This window comes from Collinsella sp. AM23-17 (genome assembly GCF_003470945.1).
In the GTDB taxonomy this organism is placed as follows: Bacteria; Actinomycetota; Coriobacteriia; order Coriobacteriales; family Coriobacteriaceae; genus Collinsella; species Collinsella aerofaciens_O.
In genome coordinates, this window is record NZ_QRHU01000024.1 from 25,636 (window position 1) to 31,875 (window position 6,240).

Sequence of the window (6,240 nt, forward strand, 5' to 3'; positions counted from 1 at the left end):
GAGCGGCTTAGTAGCTATCGTACGAATAGTCGGTAGAATCGGTGGGCGTCTGGCCGTCAGTTGCGGTATCGGCGCCATCCGTGGACTGGGCATCGGTGCCGTCGGTGGTGCCGGTACCATCGGTGGTGTCGGTACCATCGGTGGTGTCGGTACCATCAGAACTTTCACCATTCTCGGAACCAGTCGTCTCCTTCTTGGGAACGGTGATCGTCACACGCGCCACGCCCGAGGTCTTGGTATCGTAACGGACCTTTTCGCCGTTCTTGGTAACGGTGACATCGGAAGGCTTGGACGTGGTGATCTCGATCGAGGACTCAGGCGTGTACTCCTGCTCAAAGGGGCCAGTCGCCTGGGCGCCATAGACCGACTTGCCATCGACCTTGACCTCAATCCAGGCGGTCTTTCCCTTGGCAACGGAGACCTTGACCTTCGTTACCTCGTTTTCTTCCTTTTTAGCCGTCGTCTTGGCGGCGTCCGAATCAGTCGACTCGTCAGTCGGCTCATCGGTGTCTTCGTCCTCGTCGACCGTTTCGGTCTTCTTAGAAGACTTCTTGGTCGTCGTCTTGGTAGCAGTGGGCGTCTCGGGCGTGGTCTCGGGCGTCGAAGATGCGCAGCCGCGCAGAAGTACCACGATGAGCACGATCAGCAGCAACGCCACGGCACCGATACCGGCGTAGACGATACGCGGATCGAGCCCGTTGTTTTGAGGAGCACGGGAACCGCCGCGTCCACGACTGGAACTGCTGCGGCCGCCTCCCTGAGGCATACGGCCACGATGGCTATCGGAACGGCCGCGATAGCCACCCTGGCCCTGAAGGCTGCGCTGACCCGATCGGGGCGCAAGTTCACCGCGGCCTTGATAGCCACGCTGGCCCGCACGCGGAGCCGAAGAGCGCTGGCCATACGGCTGTGATTGAGAGCGAAGACGCGGCGTCACCTGCGTGGTATCGGCGTCCGCATAGCCGCCGCGAGCACGACCGGCAGAGATACCACGGTGACCGCGATCGGAATAGCCGCCGTCGCCGTAGCCGGCACGAGGGTCACGCGCCACGCCGCGGGCAGCGGGAAGTGCACGGTCCTCGGGCATCGGCGTACTGCGGAACCGGTCACGCTGCGAGCGAATCTCCTCGCCCGAACCCGTCTCGGTAATATAACCGGCCTGCTGAGGACGCTGTCCATAGCGAGTCGAACGACCGCCCTGAACCATCAGGAAGCGCCCGTTATCGACAGAGGAACGCGAATTGACGTAGCCGGCGGCGTCCTGGAAACGACCGCCCTGCTGCGACGTCTCGCGTTCGTATGCCATCAGTTCGTCAAAGTAGGCATTGACGACCTCGCGCGGATTGAGGCCCAAAAAACGAGCATAGCTCGAAATCATGCCCTGCGCATAGCCGCGCGGCGGCATCGAAGCAAAGTTACCGGTCTCGAAAAACTCGATGATCTGCGGCCTGATTTTGATGGTGTTGGCGACCTGCTGAATGGAAAGGCCCATTCGGCGACGCTGCTCGAGCAGCATGTCACCAAAGCGTGCAGCCATCAGAATCCTCCAAACTCACGATCTTCACGTGCCATCTCGGCGTCGACAGATTCCAGCGCGGCAAGCCCTTCCTCGTCCAACAGGACCTCGCGCGGCTTGGAACCGTCGGGCGGGCCGACGACACCCTTTTCTTCCAGCATGTCCATAATACGCCCGGCACGCGCATAGCCAACCTTCAGGCGGCGTTGCAGGCCAGATGTGGAGCCCAGCTGCGATTCCACCACAATATGGGCGGCTTCCCAAATGAGCGGATCATCGTCTTGCGGCTCGGCGACTCCGGTGCGGACAATGCCGCCACCAGCCATGGACATGGAAGCGGGCGCCACGGCGGACAGAATCTCCTCGTGGTAGTCGGGCTCGCTCTGCGACTTGACGAACTCGACAATCTCGTTGATTTCGTCGTCCGAGACAAAGCAGCCCTGGATACGGCGGGGCTTGCCCCAGTCGACCTTGGAGAACAGCATGTCGCCCAAACCGGTGAGCTTCTCGGCACCCATCTGGTCGATGATGACGCGCGAGTCGATGCCCGTGGCGACGTTAAAGGCGATGCGGTTGGTGATGTTGGCCTTGATAAGGCCCGTCACCACGTTGGAGCTGGGGCGCTGCGTGGCAACGATAAGGTGAATACCGGCGGCACGGCCCAGCTGTGCAATACGCACGATCGAGGCCTCGACATCCTTACCGGCGACCATCATCAGGTCAGAGAGCTCGTCAATGATAATGACCAGGTAGGGCATCTTTTGCGGCGGGTTGTCGTAATGCTCAAACTCGCCAGCAGCCTGCTTTTCGTTGTAGGTCGAGATCTTACGCACGTTGAGACGCTCGAAGACCTTCAGGCGACGCTCCATCTCGGACACAGCCCATTGCAGAGCGCTCGCGGCCTGCTTAGGCTCGGTCACCACGGGCACATAGAGATGCGGAAGACCGTTATAGCCCGCAAGCTCGACGCGCTTGGGGTCGACCATAATCAGGCGAACGTCCTCGGGAAGGGCGCGCATGAGCAAGGTCGTGATGATGGAGTTGATCATCACCGACTTACCAGAACCGGTCGTACCGGCAATCAACAGGTGAGGCATCTTGGCGAGGTCGGCGACAACCGGCGTGCCCTCGGCGTCGCGGCCGATGGCGAGCTCGAGCGGACCGCCCTTCACATAGGGCAGCACGTCGCCCAGATTGACGTTCTGGCGCTTGCGGTTGGGAATCTCGATGCCCACGAGCGAGGTGCCGGGGATCGGGGCAAAGATACGCACCGACTGGGCAGCGAGCGAAAGCGCGATATCGTCCTCGAGGCTCGAGATTTTGCTCACACGCTCGCCCTCACCGGGCTGCAGCTTAAAGGTCGTCACCGTGGGGCCGGCGATCCAGCCGACCACGCGGGCACTGCGGCCAAACTCAAGCAAGGTGGATTGCAGTGACTCAGCGGTCTGCTCCAGCTCCTTGTCCGAAGACGCGGCGGAAGCCGACTGCGGGTTGGCATGCAGGATTTCGAGCGGCGGAAGCTTGAGGCCGTCCTCCTCTTCGCCCTCGTTATCTGCGGCGCCGTCGTCCACTCCCCCATCACGAGCCGCAGCCGATTCGATAGCACTCGTGGCAGGCGCATCGGCAACCTTGGGATGCTTTAAGAAGTCGGGAATCTGAGGTGCGGCCGAAACAGGGTTCACGGCAAACGGCGGCTCGGACTCGTCAACCTTGTCCGGATCGTCCTCCATCGAAAGCTGTCCAGTGACCTGCCCGCGCTTGGCGTGACGACGCGGCAGCAAGGTTGTCTTGGCGGTCTCGAGCGGAGCCTCGTCGTCCTCGTCGTCACCCTCGGTGAGCTCAATCTCGCTATCGGACCAAGACGGGTCGGGCTCGCTTGTGTTGAGCTTGGGCGCAGCCTTGCCCTTCTTGGCATGGCGGCGCGGCAGCAGCGTGGTCTTGGCGCGCTCGGCTTCAACCGACTCGGATACGTCGACAAATGGGTCATCGTCCTCGTCGTCATCCAAAACCGGGTCGACATCGCCACCCATGACCGTGGTCACCGCGGCGTCAGTCCCCTTCTGGCGCAGAATGCTCAGGTGCGGACGAGCGACGCCGGGAACAGACAGGGCCTCTTCATCGCCCCACGGGCTCGCATTGACATCGGCACGTCGACGCTCGGCAAAATCGGCAGCGCGATCGCGTGCGGAGCGCAAAACGCCACCCACCGAAAAGCCGATAATGACCAAACCAACGACGACAAGCCCCAGCAAGACAACCATGGCGATAGGTTTACCCAGGGCGTTTTGCAAGGCACTTGCGATAAAGGCGCCAATGTAGCCGCCCGACACGGAAAGGTTCTGCGGCGTAAACATAAGGTCGCACGAATCGCTCGTGCCCGGCACCATCAGCGAAAGAATGGAGACGACGGCGATAAAGACCAAGGCGCCGCCCGCAACAGAGCGCACGTTGAGCGGCGAGTCCTCACCCAAAAAGAGCGTGGCGGCAAACAGCAAGATGACGATCGGCAGCACGTAGGCGCCCAGACCAAAGCCCAGGTGGTAGAAACCGGCAACCGCAGCCGTCACGGGCGCTGTTGCCGGAGAGATCACGGCAATGAAGGACGCGATCGCCAAAACGGCGATGACCACACCGGCGATATCGCGATTGGCCGAAGGCTCGACCAAGGGCTCAAAATCGTCGAAGTCTGCCTCATGGCCCTTATTGGCACGAAGATGGGAACCGGCACCCTTAGCAGATGCCGGTTGGTTGTTGGCCTTATTGCCTTTGGCGTTTTGTGCAGATCCGCGCGCCAAACTAAACCTCCATGACGACCGGGATGATCATCGGGCGAGTGCGCGTACGGCTCCAGATAAAGTTGGAGAGCGAGTCGCGCACGGCCTTGCGAATGGCGTCGGAACCGCTGCTGGTAAAGCTGAACTTGCCCTTCTCGATCGTCTTCATGATGGACGCGGAGGCATCCTCGGAGAACTGGTCGTCGATGGCAAACGAAACGCCGCGGCCCGAGAACTCGATGGCCTCGATCTTCTTGTGCTTGAGCGAGACGATGGCGACAGCCGTAACCATACCGTCGTTGGCGAGCTTCTGGCGATCGCGCAGGACGATGGGGTCGGTATCGCCGATGCGCAGACCGTCGACGTAGACGACGCCGGACTCGACGGGCGTGCCGCGCTTGACGATACCACCGCGCATCTCGAGCGTGTCGCCGTTATCGAGGATAAAGATATGATCGTCCTTGATGCCCATCTTGCGGGCCAGCTGGGCATGGGCGCGAAGATGCACGGCCTCACCGTGAACCGGCATAAAGTACGTGGGCTTGGCCATGGCCATCAGGAGCTTGAGCTCCTCCTGGCTACCGTGACCCGAGACGTGGACGAGAGCGCGGTTCTTATCCCACACGTCGCAGCCGAGCTTGGCCAGGCTGTTGACGACCTGCTGGACGGCCTTCTCGTTGCCAGGAACGGGAGTTGCCGAGAGGATAACGGTATCGCCCTCGTGAATGGAGAGCGTCTTGTGCTCGCCATTGGCCATGCGGGACAGAGCCGACAGCGGCTCGCCCTGCGAACCAGTGCACATGACGACGATCTTGTCGTCAGGCAGGTTATCGATATCGAAGGCATCGATGATATCGGCATCATCGATGTTGAGGTAGCCCAGCTCGCGTGCCACGCGGGTGTTGGTGAGCATGGAACGACCGGTCACGACGACCTTACGGCCGCACTTGCGGGCGGCGTCGCAGATCTGCTGCAGACGATGGATGTGGCTCGAGAATGACGCAACGAACACGCGGCCCGGAGCATTCTTGATGGCATGCAGCAGATTGGGGCCAACCTCGGCCTCGGACTTGGTAAAGCCGGGGACCGTAGCGTTGGTGGAGTCGGACAGAAGCAGGTCGATGCCCTGCTTGGCAAAGCGGCTGATAGCGGCATAGTCGGGCGTGACGCCGTCGATGGGCGTCTGGTCGAGCTTAAAGTCGCCGGTGTGCATAACGGTGCCTTGATTGGTGCGGATGAACACGCCCAGAGCGCCGGGGATGGAGTGCGTCATCGAGAAGAAGTCGAGCGAGATGCCGCCGAGGTTGACATGGCTGCCGTCCTTGACCTCGCGGAACTTGGGTGCGCGGATGCGGAACTCAGAAAGCTTGCCCTCGATAAAGCCAAGCGTCAGCTTGCTCGAGAAGATGGGCACCTTATTGTTGAGGTCCTGCAGCAGATACGGAAGCGAACCGGTGTGGTCCTCGTGGCCGTGGGTGACGATGATGCCGCGGAGCTTCTCCTCGTTCTCAAGAACATAGGTGTAGTCGGGAAGCACCAGGTCGATACCGGGCTGGGAGTCATCCGGGAACATGAGGCCAGCGTCGACGAGCACCATGTCGTCGCCGCACTCGAAGACCGTCATGTTCTTGCCGATGCCGTCAAGGCCGCCAAGCGGGATGATCTTCAAGGGAGATGATTTTTTAGCTGCCATAGGTTAGTGTGGTTTCCTTTCTTCGAAACGGGTCTGGAACAACCGACGGGGCGCTTCTGGCAAACCGACCGCCGGGAACGTACAAACATGCATCGCAGAGTCGATGCAATAACCACAGTATGATACCCATTTGCCCACCAACAGACCACCCATGCATCAAAGCCCCATCCAAACCGGTCTATCCCGCCGGTTTCCCGTGGGGCGGGCACTGATGAAGTTTCCTGCTCTACAGTCCTGCTCACGACGGAGGCCACATT

General features: G+C 61.0%; 3 protein-coding genes. All 3 read right to left on the reverse strand.

Translation table 11 applies throughout. From position 1 onward, the window contains the following. Positions 1-7 precede the first annotated feature (7 nt). From DW645_RS08615 to DW645_RS08625, 3 genes are read right to left on the reverse strand one after another with little or no spacing between them, the layout of a single operon-like run. Complete coding sequence (locus DW645_RS08615) at positions 8-1,537, reverse strand: helix-turn-helix transcriptional regulator (RefSeq protein ID WP_118227247.1); 1,530 nt, start codon at positions 1,535-1,537, stop codon at positions 8-10. After that, positions 1,537-4,311, reverse strand: coding sequence for a DNA translocase FtsK (locus DW645_RS08620; RefSeq protein WP_233524908.1), 2,775 nt, complete (start codon positions 4,309-4,311; stop codon positions 1,537-1,539). Before DW645_RS08620 ends, DW645_RS08615 begins: the two co-directional genes overlap by 1 nt. Before the next feature lies 1 nt (position 4,312). Continuing rightward, positions 4,313-5,983, reverse strand: a complete 1,671-nt coding sequence (locus tag DW645_RS08625) for a ribonuclease J (protein ID WP_118227248.1) — start codon at positions 5,981-5,983, stop codon at positions 4,313-4,315. Between the last annotated feature and the right edge of the window lie 257 nt (positions 5,984-6,240).